Origin of the sequence: Caballeronia sp. LZ001 (assembly GCF_031450875.1) — a bacterium.
Lineage (GTDB): Bacteria > Pseudomonadota > Gammaproteobacteria > Burkholderiales > Burkholderiaceae > Caballeronia.
Map to the genome: position 1 here is coordinate 3,876,257 of NZ_JARTVX010000004.1, position 13,036 is coordinate 3,889,292.

11 protein-coding genes are annotated in these 13,036 nt (G+C 62.4%); 7 read left to right on the forward strand and 4 right to left on the reverse strand.

Going from position 1 to position 13,036, the window contains the following annotated elements:
- Positions 1–165: 165 nt before the first annotated feature.
- Complete coding sequence (locus P9292_RS29130) at positions 166–1,530, forward strand: GntP family permease (RefSeq protein WP_250465615.1); 1,365 nt, start codon at positions 166–168, stop codon at positions 1,528–1,530.
- 10 nt (positions 1,531–1,540) lie between these two features.
- Positions 1,541–2,035 carry a gluconokinase gene (locus tag P9292_RS29135; protein WP_244826208.1) on the forward strand — a complete coding sequence of 165 codons (495 nt, stop codon included), beginning with the start codon at positions 1,541–1,543 and terminating at the stop codon, positions 2,033–2,035.
- A gap of 107 nt (positions 2,036–2,142) precedes the next feature.
- On the opposite strand, the gene purB is transcribed toward P9292_RS29135, so the two are convergent.
- The 3 genes from purB to P9292_RS29150 all read right to left on the reverse strand — a co-directional run bounded on the left by purB (position 2,143) and on the right by P9292_RS29150 (position 5,366).
- Complete coding sequence (purB, locus tag P9292_RS29140; RefSeq protein WP_309962449.1) at positions 2,143–3,531, reverse strand: adenylosuccinate lyase; 1,389 nt, start codon at positions 3,529–3,531, stop codon at positions 2,143–2,145.
- A gap of 95 nt (positions 3,532–3,626) precedes the next feature.
- Positions 3,627–4,334 carry an N-acetylmuramate alpha-1-phosphate uridylyltransferase MurU gene (gene murU / locus P9292_RS29145; protein ID WP_309962453.1) on the reverse strand — a complete coding sequence of 236 codons (708 nt, stop codon included), beginning with the start codon at positions 4,332–4,334 and terminating at the stop codon, positions 3,627–3,629.
- 6 nt (positions 4,335–4,340) lie between these two features.
- Complete coding sequence (locus P9292_RS29150) at positions 4,341–5,366, reverse strand: phosphotransferase (protein WP_309962456.1); 1,026 nt, start codon at positions 5,364–5,366, stop codon at positions 4,341–4,343.
- A 246-nt stretch (positions 5,367–5,612) separates the two neighbouring features.
- Between P9292_RS29150 and P9292_RS29155 the strand changes: the two genes are divergently transcribed.
- The 4 genes from P9292_RS29155 (at position 5,613) to rsmA (ending at position 11,358) form a co-directional block, all read left to right on the forward strand.
- Entirely contained in the window at positions 5,613–8,003 is a 2,391-nt protein-coding gene (locus P9292_RS29155) for an LPS-assembly protein LptD (RefSeq protein WP_309962459.1), read from the forward strand.
- A gap of 125 nt (positions 8,004–8,128) precedes the next feature.
- Positions 8,129–9,493 carry a peptidylprolyl isomerase gene (locus tag P9292_RS29160; protein ID WP_409015204.1) on the forward strand — a complete coding sequence of 455 codons (1,365 nt, stop codon included), beginning with the start codon at positions 8,129–8,131 and terminating at the stop codon, positions 9,491–9,493.
- 6 nt (positions 9,494–9,499) lie between these two features.
- Positions 9,500–10,501, forward strand: coding sequence for a 4-hydroxythreonine-4-phosphate dehydrogenase PdxA (gene pdxA, locus P9292_RS29165; protein ID WP_250465609.1), 1,002 nt, complete (start codon positions 9,500–9,502; stop codon positions 10,499–10,501).
- 47 nt (positions 10,502–10,548) lie between these two features.
- Positions 10,549–11,358 carry a 16S rRNA (adenine(1518)-N(6)/adenine(1519)-N(6))-dimethyltransferase RsmA gene (gene rsmA / locus P9292_RS29170; protein WP_250465607.1) on the forward strand — a complete coding sequence of 270 codons (810 nt, stop codon included), beginning with the start codon at positions 10,549–10,551 and terminating at the stop codon, positions 11,356–11,358.
- A gap of 3 nt (positions 11,359–11,361) precedes the next feature.
- On the opposite strand, the gene P9292_RS29175 is transcribed toward rsmA, so the two are convergent.
- Positions 11,362–11,589 carry a hypothetical protein gene (locus tag P9292_RS29175; RefSeq protein WP_244826201.1) on the reverse strand — a complete coding sequence of 76 codons (228 nt, stop codon included), beginning with the start codon at positions 11,587–11,589 and terminating at the stop codon, positions 11,362–11,364.
- 175 nt (positions 11,590–11,764) lie between these two features.
- Between P9292_RS29175 and P9292_RS29180 the strand changes: the two genes are divergently transcribed.
- On the forward strand, positions 11,765–13,033 hold the full coding sequence (locus tag P9292_RS29180) for a DNA repair exonuclease (RefSeq protein ID WP_250526220.1): 1,269 nt from the start codon (positions 11,765–11,767) through the stop codon (positions 13,031–13,033).
- Positions 13,034–13,036 lie beyond the last annotated feature (3 nt).

Here is a 13,036-nt window from a genome sequence, read left to right on the forward strand (position 1 = left end):
AATTCAGCTTTATGTTGTCCTTCGACCGCTTTACGGACGACTTTCCCGCTTACCAGTAAAATCCCGATTCTTCGGCGCGGTGCACGCGCTTGCCTGTTGCTTCTTTGCAGCGACGGCAAACGCACGCATAGCGCCAAAAACCTCAACAAAATCAAAGGAGGCGTCATGCCGGCCGTCCACGGGAGCATGCTCCTGCTCTATGCGGTAATCGCGATCGCGGTTCTGATCCTGATGATCGCGCGTTTTAAGGTTTACCCGTTTCTCGTTCTGATCATCGTGTCCGTGCTGCTCGCGCTTGCGGTCGGCATGCCGATGGACAAGATCGTCAAGGCGTTCGAGACCGGCAACGGCAATACGCTCGGGCATATCGCCATCGTCGTGGGTCTCGGTACGATGCTCGGCAAAATGATGGCGGAATCCGGCGGCGCCGAGCGCGTCGCCAATACGCTGATCAATGTCTTCGGCGAAAAGAACATTCACTGGGCGATGATGGTCGTGGCGATCATCGTGGGCTTGCCGGTGTTCTTCGAGGTGGGTTTCGTGCTGCTGATTCCGATCGCGTTCAATGTCGCCAAACGCACGGGCAAATCCTTGCTGCTGATCGGTCTGCCGATGGTCGCCGGCCTTTCGGTCGTGCACGGTCTGATTCCGCCGCACCCGGCCGCGTTGCTCGCGGTGCAGGCGTATCACGCAGATATCGGCAGGACGATTGCATATGGTCTGATCGTCGGGATTCCGACCGCAATTGTTGCCGGGCCGCTTTTCGCGCTCATGATCCACAAGTACATCAAGCTGCCGGATGCCAACGCGCTGGCCGACCAGTTCATCAGCAAGCATGGCGACACGGAAAAAAAGCGCGATCTGCCGAGCTTCGGCATTACGCTCTTCACCATTCTGTTGCCGGTGATTCTCATGCTCGTCGGCAGTTGGGCTGACTTGGTCTTCACGCCGAAGACGCTGCCCAACGACCTGCTACGCTTCGTCGGTCAGTCCGACATGGCGCTTCTGATTGCCGTGCTGGTCAGTTTCTGGACTTTCGGTGCGGCGCGCGGCTTCAATCGCGATCAGATCCAGAAGTTCTGCGGCGAATGTCTTGCGCCGATCGCGGGCATCACGCTGATCGTGGGCGCGGGCGGCGGTTTCGGCAATATCCTGCGTGAGAGCGGCATTTCTCAGCAGATCGTCGCCACCGCTTCGCAAGCGAATCTCTCGCCCTTGCTGCTCGGCTGGTTCGTCGCCGCGCTGATTCGCCTGGCCACCGGCTCGGCGACTGTCGCCATGACGACCGCATGCGGTATCGTGGCGCCGATTGCAGCGGCGGCAGGCGGTCACGTCAGTCCCGAGTTGCTGGTACTTGCTACCGGCTCTGGCTCGCTGATCTTCTCGCACGTGAACGATGGCGGCTTCTGGCTGATCAAAGAGTATTTCGGGATGACGGTCGGACAGACGTTCAAGACCTGGTCGTTGCTCGAAACGCTGATTTCCCTGATGGGTTTAGGTTTGACCTTCGCGCTCGCGGCGGTCGTGTAAGGAGATTTTGATGATTCTCATCGCGATGGGCGTCTCGGGCGCCGGCAAAACCCGCATCGGCGAAATGCTGGCGGAACGCCTGCAGTGCCCGTTCACTGACGGCGACGCGTTCCACAGCGCCGCCAACAAGGAAAAGATGCACAAGGGCATCCCGCTGACGGACGACGACCGCTGGCCGTGGCTCAAGACGATCCGCGCGGCGATCGAAGAGAAAAAGCGCGCGGGCGAAACGGCGGTGTTCACGTGCTCGTCGTTGAAGCGCTCGTATCGCGACATCTTGCGCGATGGCGACAAGGACGTCGTTTTCGTCTATCTGCAAGGCACGTTCGACGTGTTGAAGGAGCGCCTGCAGACGCGTACAGGCCACTTCTTCGAGCCGTCGCTGTTGCAAAGCCAGCTTGATACGCTCGAAGAGCCGGGCGAAGACGAGGCGATCATCGAGAGTATTGAACTCACGCCTGAGCAGATCGTGGATAACGTGATCGAGAAGCTCAAGACGCGCTGAGTCTGGAGCGATAGGCATCAAAAAAGGCCCCGCGTGTTCAAGCGCGGGGCCTTCTTTTATGAAGCGAGCAAGTGCGGAAGGGCCGGCTCAAGCGGCCCGATCGAACGTCAAGCGATTCGCTTCGCCAGCTCGACCGCCTTGCCGATATACGAACCCGGCGTCATGTCGAGCAGCAACTGCTTCGCATCCGCGGGAATCGCGAGACCATTGATGAACGTCTGCAAGCCTTCGCGCGTGATGCCTTTGCCGCGCGTCAGTTCCTTCAGTTGCTCATACGGATTCTCGATGCCGAAACGGCGCATCACCGTTTGCACGGGCTCGGCGAGCACTTCCCAGCAATTGTCGAGATCTTCGTTCAGGCGCGCCGCGTTCACCTCGAGCTTGTCCAGACCGCGGATCAGCGCGTCGTAGGAGAGCAGCGAGTAGCCGAATGCCACGCCGATATTGCGCAGCACCGTCGAATCGGTGAGGTCGCGCTGCCAGCGCGAAATCGGCAGCTTGTCGGAAAGATGGCGCAGCGTCGCGTTCGCGAGGCCGAGATTGCCTTCCGAGTTTTCGAAGTCGATTGGGTTGACCTTGTGCGGCATCGTCGATGAACCAATCTCGCCTGCTTTCGTGCGCTGCTTGAAGTAGCCAATCGAGATGTATCCCCACACGTCGCGATCGAGGTCGAGCAGAATCGTGTTCGCGCGCGCGACGGCATCGAACAGTTCGGCCATGTAGTCGTGCGGCTCGATCTGGATCGTGTACGGATTGAACGTGAGCTTCAAACGGTTTTCGACGACATCCTTCGAAAACGCTTCCCAGTCGAACTCCGGATACGCCGACAGATGCGCGTTGTAATTGCCGACCGCGCCGTTCATCTTGCCAAGCAGCGGCACCTCGACGATACGTTCGATGGCGCGCGACAGACGCGCCGCCACGTTGGCGATTTCCTTGCCGAGCGTCGTCGGGCTCGCGGGCTGGCCGTGCGTGCGCGAGAGCATTGGCTGTTCGGCGTGTGCGTGCGCGAGCTTCACCAGGCGCTCGTGCACCGAGCGCAGCGCGGGCACGATCACATGTTCGCGCGCGCCGGCGAGCATGAGCCCGTGCGACGTGTTGTTGATATCTTCCGACGTACACGCGAAGTGAATGAACTCGCTCGCGCGTTCCAGTTCCGGCTGACCCTTGACCGATTCCTTCAGCCAGTATTCGACTGCCTTCACATCATGATTCGTGACGCGCTCGATGTCCTTGATGCGCGCCGCGTCGTGCGCCGTGAAGCGCTCGGCCAAGCTCAGCAGAAATTGCTCGGATGCCTCGGAAAAGCGCGGCACTTCGGCGAAGCCCGCACGCGACAGCGCGATCAGCCAATGAATTTCGACCGTCACGCGGTGACGCATGAATGCGGCCTCGGAGAGCCATTCGCGCAGGGCTTCGGTCTTGGAGGCGTAGCGACCGTCGAGCGGCGAAAGCGCGGTGAGCGCGAAGAGGGTATCGGGACGAGTATCGGACATGATGGCTTGGCGTGTCAGCTTCTGCTTGCGGCTGGAAGGAAAAGACGGCAGAACTGCGCATTTTACCATCGGATGCGTCCCAATCCCGGCGCGCCTCAGCCTTGGGCGCGCAATTCCCGGTCTAGCGCGTCGAGTTGCGCGGGCGTGCCGACGTTCTCCCAGCGGCCTACGTACAACTCGCCGGTGGCGCGTCTGCCCACGATGGTCTCGCGGTAATACGGCGTCAGCGCGCGGCGCGTACCCGGAGTCAGGTCATGGAACATGCGCGTGTCGTAGAGACCGATGTTGCCGAACGTATGGCGCGGCGCGCCGTCGATGGCGAGCAGTCCGTCTTCGCGCAACGCAAAGTCGCCGTTTGGATGGAAGGGCGGATTGGGCACCATCACGAGATGCATGCCGGGCGTATCGCGCGATGCGAGCTTGTCGGCGCGTTCGCCGAGCGACGCATAGTCGAACTCGCAGAACACATCGCCGCTCACCGCGATAAAAACGCCGCGCCCGATCAGATGCAGCGCCTGCGCGATTCCGCCCGCCGTTTCCAGCGCGTCGGTCTCGGCGGAATAGCGCAACTCGACGCCCCAGCGCGAACCGTCGCCGAGCGCGTCTTCGATCTGCTCGCCGAGCCACGCGTGATTGATGACGATGGTTTGGATGCCCGCCGCCGCGAGCCGCTCGATCTGCCAGACGATCAACGGCTTGCCGCCAACTTCAAGCAGCGGCTTCGGGCAGGAATCGGTGAGCGGGCGCATGCGTTCGCCGCGGCCGGCGGCGAAGATCATCGCCGTGTTGAGGGTTTGACTCATGGCTGCTCAGAACGTATAGCCGACTTCGATCGCGCGGCCTTCCCACTGATCGAGCAGCCGCGCGAAGGGGAAGAGCGGCGCGTAGCGTTCGGCCACCTTGCGCGCGTAGCCGATGAAGCGCGGCAAGTCCGCCAGATAGTGCGACTTGCCATCGCGATAATGAACGCGCGCGAACAGCCCGAGCACCTTGATGTGCCGCTGCAGGCCCATCCACTCGACCTGACGATAGAACTCGCCGAAGTCCGCATCGACCGGAAGGCCGGCCTTTCGCGCGCGTTCCCAGTAGTACACGATACAATCGAGCTGAAACTCTTCGTCCCAGCTGATGAACGCGTCGCGCATGAGCGATGCGATGTCGTACGCAATCGGCCCGTACACCGCGTCCTGAAAATCCAGCACGCCGGGGTTCGGCTCCGCGACCATCAGATTGCGCGGCATGAAGTCGCGCAGCATGAAAGTCCGCGGTTGCGCGAGCGCGCTTTTGACGAGCAGATCGAAGGTCTTGTCGAGCGTCTTGCGCTCGGCTTGTGTGACCTCGCGGCCAAGGTGACGGCCGATGAACCACTCGGGCATCAACTCCATCTCGCGACGCAGGAACGCTTCGTCGAACGGCGGGAGCACGCCTTCGCGCGAAGTCTGCTGAAAGCGGATCAGCGCGTCGATGGCGTCGCGCATGAGCCCGCGCGCGTTCTTTTCGTCGAGGACGGAGATGTAGGTGGTCGTGCCGAGATCGGTCACGAGCATGAAGCCGGCCTCGAAGTCGGCTTCGAGAATCTTCGGCACATGCACGTTGGCGGTTTCGAGCAAGCCTGCCATTTGCACGAACTCGCGGCATTTCTCGGGCGGCGGGGCATCGACGGCGATGAGCGTGCTGCCATGCTCCGATGCGCTCTCCAGCCTGAAGTAGCGGCGAAAGCTGGCGTCGGCCGACGCGGGCGCGAGCGTCGCGACATCGAGCCGGTAACGATCGGTGAGGGTTTGCAGCCACGAACGAAGTTGTTCGAAGCGGGAATCGGGGGGAATGTGCGTCATAAATTCGAGAGGCAAAACATCTTGCCATATAATACCCCACGACTTTTTTAAGCGATCCGTTTCAAGCCTGGCGCCAGGCCCGACGACTGTCCGCGTCACCGTTCGATCGAGTGTCGTCCCTGCCTGGCAACGGACCGTCCAGTTTCGACCTCGACGCATGTGCGGTCACAGCGCGGCCAAAAGCGCGGCCGCAGACTTGTCGGCATCGCGCTCAGGACGCGAACGGGATCGAACCGCCACCCATACATGCCGCCACGACAGTTTCCCGCATCGAAGATTCCAGGCGACGCTCAGCCACGCCGGCGGCGGCTCGTCGCCGCGCTTTTATCCGTTCCGGGCCTGATGCCCGCTTTCGCGCACGCTCAGCTTGCAGGACCCGCAGCCGAACCGCAGCCAATCGACGGTCCCGGCAGCCTGCGTCTCGCGCCCCAACTGGAAGAGCGCCCGCTGAAGAGCGGCCAGCAGCCAACGAGCTTTCTTCTCGGCGACAAGACCACTGGCACGTCCGACGAGGACATGGCGGCGAAAGGTTCGGCGGAAATCCGGCGCACGGTGACGGTCATCAAGGGCGATGCGCTCCATTACGACCAGGACACCGACATGGCCGATGCTTTCGGCAATGTCAGGCTCATCAACAACGGCGTGTCGTTCGTGGGTCCCGAAGCGCATTTGAAGGTGGAGGCGAACGAAGGGTTCATGACGAACCCGAAGTACCACTTCCTGCTGACGGGCGGCTCGGGCAGCGCGGAGCGCATCGATATCATCGATAACGAGCGGGCGCGTGTCGATCACGGCACCTACACGGCCTGCGCGTGCGAAACCAATCCGGCCTGGTACATCAAGGGCAGTTCGTTCGATTTCGATACCGGCGCCGAAGACGGCGTCGCGCATAACGGCGTGCTGTTCTTCCAGGGCGTGCCGGTATTCGCAAGTCCGTGGCTGTCGTTTCCGTTGACGGGCGACCGCCGCAGTGGCTTTCTGCCGCCGACTTTTTCGGTGAGTTCGAACACGGGCTTCGAACTGACGGCGCCGTACTATTTCAACATCGCGCCCGATCGCGATTTGACACTGACGCCGCGCATCATGACTCAGCGTGGCGTTCTGATGGAAGCGACGTACCGCTATCTGTCGCCTACATATTCGGGCTCATTCACTGGCGATTTTCTGCCAAACGACCGCGAAACGCACACGAACCGTTATGCCATCTTCTGGAAACACTTTCAGAACTTCGGCGGCGGCCTTGCGGGTTACGTCAATTACAACAAGGTTTCCGACGATCAGTATCCGGAAGACCTGGGCAACGCGTCGAACCAGTTCCTGAACGGCACGCAGTTGCTCTACCAGCAGGAAGCGGGTCTGACATACAGCAACGGACCGTGGTCCGTGCTTGCGCGCGAACAGCGCTGGCAGACGTTGCAGCCGTCGGTCCCGCCGTATGCGCGCGAACCGCAGTTGAACGTGCAGTACAGCAAGTTCAACGTCGGCGGTTTCGATTACGGCGCCGAAGCGGATTTCACGCGCTTCACGATCACCGAGGAAGGCGCGACCGACGGTCAGCGCATGTACTTCAACCCGTACGTGAGTTACGGGGTCAACGCGCCGGGCTACTTTGTCACGCCGAAGATTCAGTGGCACTTCGCGTCTTACGACCTGAGCCATATCGCGACCGGGCCGGTAGTGGGTCAACCGCTGACGCCGGCAGGTCAGCCGAAGAACTTCACCGAATCGATCCCGACGCTCAGTTTCGACTCGGGTCTCGTGTTCGACCGCTCGGTGCGGCTTTTCGGCCAGGACTACATCCAGACGCTGGAACCGCGGCTTTACTACGTCTACACGCCGTATCACAACCAGAATTTCGCGCCGATCTTCGATACCGCCGAAGCCGACTTCGGTCTCGCCGAGATCTACACGCCGAACACGTTCGTCGGCAACGACCGGATCGCGGACGCAAACCGCATCACGGCGGGCCTCACGACGCGCTTCATCAACCCGGCGACGGGCGATGAACGTGCGCGTTTCGTCATCGCGCAGCAGTACTATTTCACGAGCCAGCGCGTCACGATCTCCGAGGATCAGCCGATCAACGAGGCCAAGCACTCGGACCTCATCGCGGGCGCGGCGATCAAGCTGGGAGCTGGTTTCGCCTCGGAAACCGCGTTCCAATATAATGTCGACAACAATCAGCTCGTGCGCTCGAGCATCGGCTTCGCGTTCAGCCCGGCCGACCGCAAGGTGATCAACGTCGGCTACCGCTACACGCGTTCCAACCAGACCACGCTCGTGAACGAGCCGATCAACCAGATCCTGGTGTCCGGCGAGTGGCCGCTCACGAATCGTCTCTATGCGGTCGCTCGTGTCAATTATGATCTTGCGAGTCATCGGCTCGTCGACGGCCTCGTGGGCTTCCAGTACGATGCCGACTGCTGGGCGCTTGGTTTCGGCGCGCAACGTTATGCTAATGGCGTCAACACCAGCGGTCAGCCCTCGTCCGGCACGCGCGTGCTCGCGCAGCTTACGTTCAAGGGCCTGTCGAACGTCGACAACGGCCTCGTCAGCGCGTTCCGCGCGAGCGTCCAGGGCTACCAGCCTCCGCCGCCAGCAGCGCCGCCGCTCGCCCGCTACAGCAACTACGAGTAAGCCTCGGGGAACGCAGGCGGACAAGGCATCCTCTAACACGCAGCTAAGAAGCAGTAAGGCGGCTCGCCAGAACCGCACGAGAAGCAGCATACGAACGGGCACGACCCGTATTTGATGGAGTATCTGTGGCAAACGTGAATATGTTTCGATCGACGGTAGTTGCAACAAGCGTGATCGCTGCCGCTCTGATCCTGAGTTCGCCGGCCCGTGCGCAGGCGTTGTCGAATGGCAGCAGTGCCCAAGTCACCGATTCGGTCGTCGCGATCGTCAACGACGGCGTCATTACGCGGCGCGAACTCGAAGACCGCTCGCGCCTCATCGCGCAGCGTCTGCAACAACAGAACGCGCCGGTGCCGCCCGCTGAACAATTGCAGCAGCAGGTGCTCGATCAGATGGTGCTCGAGCGCATTCAGTTGCAGCGCGCGAAGGAAGACAACATCGTCGTCGACGACGCCACCGTGAACCGCACGCTCGAGCGTCTTGCGCAGCAAAACCAGATGACGCTCGACGTCTACCGCTCGCGCATCGAGGCGCAAGGCGTGCCCTGGGCCACCTTCACGCGCGACGCCCGCACCGAACTCACGCTCTCCAAGCTGCGCGAAAAGGAAGTGGACAGCAAGATCACCGTGTCCGACGGCGAAGTGGCGAACTACATCGCCAGCCAGCGCGGTCCCGGCGCGCGCAACTCGAGCGATCTGCACCTGCAGCACATCATGTTCAAGCTGCCTTCCGACGCATCTTCCGCCGATGTCGCGAAGGTGCAGGCGCAAGCCGACGCGGTGCTTAAGCAAGCGCAAAACGGCGACGACTTCGCCAAACTTGCCAAGCAGAATTCGCAGGACACGGACGCAGGCAAGGGCGGCGACCTCGGCTTTCGCACGCCGGGCACGTTGCCGGCGGGCATCGTGTCGGCGGTGGCCACGTTGCGTCCCGGTCAGGTCGTGCCGACGCTTCTGCGCACCGACGGCGGCTTCGAGATCGTCAAGCTGGTCGAACGCCGCGCGAGCCAGGGCACCGCGGCCGATGCGCCGAAGCTCGTGCAGACGCACGTGCGTCACATTCTGCTGCGCGTGTCGGATGGCATGTCGGAACAGTCGGCGCGCCAGAAGCTGCTCGACATCAAGCAGCAAGTGCTCTCGGGCGGCGATTTCGCGAACTTCGCGCGCACGTATTCGCAAGACGGTTCGGCCTCGCAAGGCGGCGATCTCGGCTGGATCAGCCCGGGCGAAACCGTGCCCGAGTTCGAACGCGCGATGAACAGTCTGCAGGACGACGCCGTGAGCGACCCGGTGCGCAGCGAATACGGCTATCACCTGATCCAGGTGCTGGGTCGGCGCGACGCGGAAGGGTCGGCCACGCAGCAGCTCGATATCGCGCGTCAGGCCATTGGTCAGCGCAAGGCGGAACAGGCGTACTCCGACTGGCTGCGCGAACTGCGTGACACCGCCTACGTGCAGTACAAGGGCATTGCGGCGCAAGCCCAGCAGTAAAAAAGCATGAACGCCGACACCCATCCGCTCGCCCCGGCGATCACCATCGCGATCACCACGGGCGAACCGGCGGGCGTCGGTCCGGAATTGACGGCGGCCGCCTTGCAGGAAGCGCACGCGCGCTGGCCGTTAGCACGCTTCGTCGTGCTGGGCGACCGCGAGTTGCTCAAGGCACGCGCCGCGTCCTGGCCTGCCGCGCATGGTGGAATCGAGATCGAGCATCATGCGCTTGCCGCGCCCGCCGAGGCCGGCAAGCTGAACGCGGCCAACGGCCGTTACGTGCTGAATCTGCTCGATGCAGCCATCGACGGCGCGCTCGCAGGCCGGTTCGACGCCATCGTTACCGCACCGCTGCAAAAGAGCACGATCAACGACGCCGGCGTGCCTTTCACCGGCCACACCGAATATCTCGCCGAGCGCACGCATACGCCGCAAGTCGTGATGATGCTGGCGGGCACGGGCGAGCGGCCATTGCGCGTTGCGCTTGCCACCACGCATCTGCCGCTGAAGGACGTGTCCGCGGCACTGACCATCGACGGATTGGTCGAGACGCTGCGCATCATCGATCACGATCTGCGCGCGCATTTCGGCCTCGCCGCGCCGCGTATTCTCGTGACCGGGCTGAACCCGCATGCGGGCGAGAACGGTTATCTCGGCCGCGAGGAAATCGATGTCATCGCGCCCGCGCTCGAATGTGCTCGCGCGCTCGGTATCGACGCGCCGGGTCCGTATCCGGCGGATACTCTGTTTCAGCCGCGCTATCTGAAAGACGCCGATTGCGTGCTCGCGATGTTCCACGACCAGGGCTTGCCGGTACTGAAATTCGCAACCTTTGGCGAAGGCATCAATGTCACGCTGGGTTTGCCGATCATCCGCACTTCCGTCGATCACGGCACGGCGCTCGATCTCGCGGGCACGGGCCGCGCCGATGCGGGCAGCATGATCGCGGCCATCGACGCCGCCGTCACGATGGCGCGCCACAAGCACCGAGACAAGCGCGGCGTCTGAGCGTCGCGCGGTTCTTCATCCACATCAGTTTCAAAGGCGTCAGACCGATGTCCACCAGACACCAGGGCCATTTCGCGCGCAAGCGCTTCGGGCAGAACTTTCTCGTCGATCAGGGCGTGATCGATTCGATCGTCGATACGATCGCGCCGAAACGCGGCGAACGCATGGTCGAAATTGGACCGGGTCTTGCCGCGCTGACCGAGCCGCTGATCGAACGGGTGGCCACGCCCGAGTCGCCGCTGCACGCAGTGGAACTCGACCGCGATCTGATCGGCCGGTTGGAAAAGCGCTTTGGCGAGCGTCTCGTCGTGCATTCCGCCGATGCGCTCGAATTCGACTTCGGCTCGCTCGCGCTGGAAGGCGACAAGCCGACGCTGCGTATCGTCGGGAATCTGCCGTACAACATTTCGAGTCCGCTCTTGTTTCACCTGACGAGCTTCGCGCCCAAGGTGATCGACCAGCACTTCATGCTGCAGGACGAAGTGGTCGATCGCATGATTGCCGAGCCCGCCAGCAAGGACTACGGCCGCCTGTCCGTGATGCTGCAATACCGCTACGTGATGGACAAGCTGATCGACGTGCCGCCCGAATCTTTCCAGCCGCCGCCGAAAGTGAATTCCGCGATCGTGCGGATGATTCCGTTCGCGCCGCACGAACTGCCCGTGGTGGATGAGGCGACCTTGAGTGAAGTCGTCAAGGCTGCTTTCGCGCAGCGTCGCAAGGTCCTGCGCAACAATCTCGGCGCGTATCGCGACCGAATCGACTTCGACGCGCTCGGCTTCGATCTCGCGCGTCGCGCCGAAGAAGTGCCGGTGGCGGAGTTCGTTGCGCTGGCACAAGCGCTCGTGCGGGCTTGAGTGTCATAGACATAGCGCGGCGCTCGAAACGTCCGAAAGCAGCCGCATGAGACGTTCGAGCCGCATGCGCTGGTCGCGATGCAGGCCGCGCGTCGCGCTGACCTGCTGCACGCGACTGCGCCAGTACGTCTGGCCGAACAGCGAATTCGCGCCTTCCTTCGACAGGACGCGTTCCAGATGCACGATGGCGGCATCGACTGTCTGCGTGGTGTAAGGGCTCGTTGCGCTCACTTGTTCTCCTCGTTCTGTTCGTTCTTCGGCGGATGCGAGTGAGTCATTGTGCAAGCCCGCAGGGACACATCGCGTCCCGAAGAAACACGTTCCAACGCGACGCGATTCGTTCATTGCGGCTGCTATCATCGTCGCTCCGCGCGGTCATCGAGTACATCAAAAAGGAGGCAACGCCATGCGGTTCGTTCACGCGGCGGATATCCATCTGGACAGCCCGTTGCACGGTCTCGCCGCTTATGCGGACGCGCCCGCCGATCTCTTGCGCAACGCCACGCGCGACGCATTCACGAAACTCGTCGATGTCGCGCTCGAAGAGGCGGTGGACTTCATGGTCATCGCGGGCGATCTCTACGACGGCACCTGGCGCGACTACAACACGGGCATCTTCTTTTGCCGCGAGATGGGGCGCTTGCGACGCGCGGGCATTCCGGTTTATGTGCTCTTCGGCAATCACGACGCCGAGAGCGAGATGACGAGCCAGTTGCAGCTGCCCGACAACGTGCACACGTTTTCGAGCAGAAAGCCGCAGACCTTTCGACTCGACGCCCTGAAGGTGGCGCTGCACGGCCACAGCTTCAAGGAAAAAGCGGTCACGACGAATCTCGTCACCGCGTATCCGCAGCCGGTCGAGGGCTACTTCAACATTGGCGTGTTGCATACCGCGCTCGAAGGCAGCGCGGCGCACGCGAGTTACGCGCCGTGCTCGATCGCCGAGTTGCACGCGCGGCAATATCACTACTGGGCGCTTGGCCACGTGCACGATTTCGCCATCTGGCAAGAGGCCTCCACGATCGTGTTTCCTGGCAACTTGCAGGGCCGCAATATCCGCGAAACGGGCCGGCGCGGTGCGGTGATCGTCCACGTTTCGGAGACGGAAGAGGTGAGCGTCGAGCGGCTTTTCATCGATGTCTTGCGCTGGGAGTCCGTTATCGTCGATGCCAGCGAAGCCGTCACGCTCGATGACGTCGCGCTCGCGGTCGGACGCGCGCTCGATGCGCTCGTCGAATCCGCCGCGCAACCCGTGCCGCTCGCGGTGCGGGTGACGATCACCGGCGCGACCGAAGCGCATGGCGCGCTATTCGGTCTCGAAGCGCAACTGCGCGCCGAAGTGCTGGCGCAGATCGCGGCGATCAGCCACGACCGTCTGTGGCTGGAAAAAGTGAAGATCGCGACGCAGCCGATCGTGCATTCGAGCGCGGCGGGCGAACCGTTCGCCGGCGGCGCCGATGCGCTCGCCGACCTGCACGCCTTGTTGGTCGAAGCCGAGTCCGACCCGGAATTTCTAAGCATGTTGAAAGAGCGTTTGATCGGTCTGGCGTCGCAGGCGCCGAGCGAATTACAAAAGTCGGTGCCTGAACTCGAATACGTGCGCAACGACGATCTCGCGCGGATCGTCGCCGAAGTGCGCTCCGGTCTGATCGCCCAACTCGCGGATGCGGAATAGGCT